The following is a 475-nucleotide window of genomic DNA, read 5'->3' as shown; positions in this document are numbered from 1 at the left end:
ACTTAGTCGTAAAAAAAGCAAAGTGGTTACGCCTTCTTCCAAACTTCGTGCGCGCGTTCTTGATGTTCTTCAGTCAGAAGGTTACATTCGCGGATATAATCAGATCCATTTAGGTGATGGGAAGTCTGAAATTGAAATAGAGTTAAAATATTTTGAAGGATTAGCTGCTATTCGTGATATTTCACGTGTTTCAAAGCCAGGGCGTCGTGTGTATGTTTCTGCTAAATCGCTTCCTCAAGTGGCAAATGGACTTGGTATTTCTATTTTATCAACTCCTAAAGGAGTTATAGCTGATCATGAGGCGCGTGAACAAAATGTCGGTGGAGAACTCCTTTGTCGTGTTTTCTAAGTTATTGTAAGAAAACAGAAGAAAAGTAGGTTAAAGCAATGTCTCGTATTGGTAAAAAGCCCATTTCAATTCCTTCTGGGGTTACAGCAACTGTTGAAGGTCAGCTTGTTAAAGCAAAAGGTCCAA

1 protein-coding gene and 1 pseudogene are annotated in these 475 nt (G+C 39.4%); both read left to right on the top strand.

Annotated features, from left to right (window positions below; all coding sequences use genetic code 11):
* Positions 1-349 (top strand): 30S ribosomal protein S8 (gene rpsH / locus J7R13_RS08850; protein ID WP_208438309.1); only part of this gene is annotated, 349 nt, incomplete at its 5' end.
* A gap of 38 nt (positions 350-387) precedes the next feature.
* Positions 388-475: pseudogene (locus J7R13_RS08845) on the top strand (50S ribosomal protein L6); the annotation flags it as partial.

It is taken from the genome of Bartonella taylorii 8TBB (assembly GCF_902825155.1).
In the GTDB taxonomy this organism is placed as follows: Bacteria; Pseudomonadota; Alphaproteobacteria; order Rhizobiales; family Rhizobiaceae; genus Bartonella; species Bartonella taylorii_A.
The sequence above is the reverse complement of the archived record's forward strand: the minus strand, read 5'-3'. Positions and strand labels throughout refer to the sequence as shown.